This window comes from Macrococcoides caseolyticum, from assembly GCF_002902665.1.
GTDB lineage: Bacteria > Bacillota > Bacilli > Staphylococcales > Staphylococcaceae > Macrococcoides > Macrococcoides caseolyticum.
Genome location: NZ_PPRM01000103.1, coordinates 1 through 276, shown reverse-complemented (window position 1 = coordinate 276; position 276 = coordinate 1). Strand labels below are relative to the sequence as shown.

Below are 276 nucleotides of genomic sequence, written 5' to 3'. Positions count from 1 at the left end.
TTAAATGCCGGGGTGGCGGAACTGGCAGACGCACAGGACTTAAAATCCTGCGGTAAGTGATTACCGTACCGGTTCGATTCCGGTCCTCGGCACCATTTAATCTTTAATATGCGCCCGTAGCTCAATTGGATAGAGCGTTTGACTACGGATCAAAAGGTTAGGGGTTCGACTCCTCTCGGGCGCGCCATTTTTATTAGCTACGGGAAGTAGCTCAGCTTGGTAGAGCACTTGGTTTGGGACCAAGGGGTCGCAGGTTCGAATCCTGTCTTCCCGACT

General features: G+C 51.8%; 3 tRNA genes. All 3 read left to right on the top strand.

Annotated elements, in window-relative coordinates:
* Nucleotides 1–6: 6 nt before the first annotated feature.
* Nucleotides 7–95, top strand: a tRNA-Leu gene (locus CD152_RS10670).
* 15 nt (nucleotides 96–110) lie between these two features.
* A tRNA-Arg gene (locus CD152_RS10665) sits at nucleotides 111–187 on the top strand.
* A 13-nt stretch (nucleotides 188–200) separates the two neighbouring features.
* Nucleotides 201–274, top strand: a tRNA-Pro gene (locus CD152_RS10660).
* The last annotated feature ends 2 nt before the right edge of the window (nucleotides 275–276 follow it).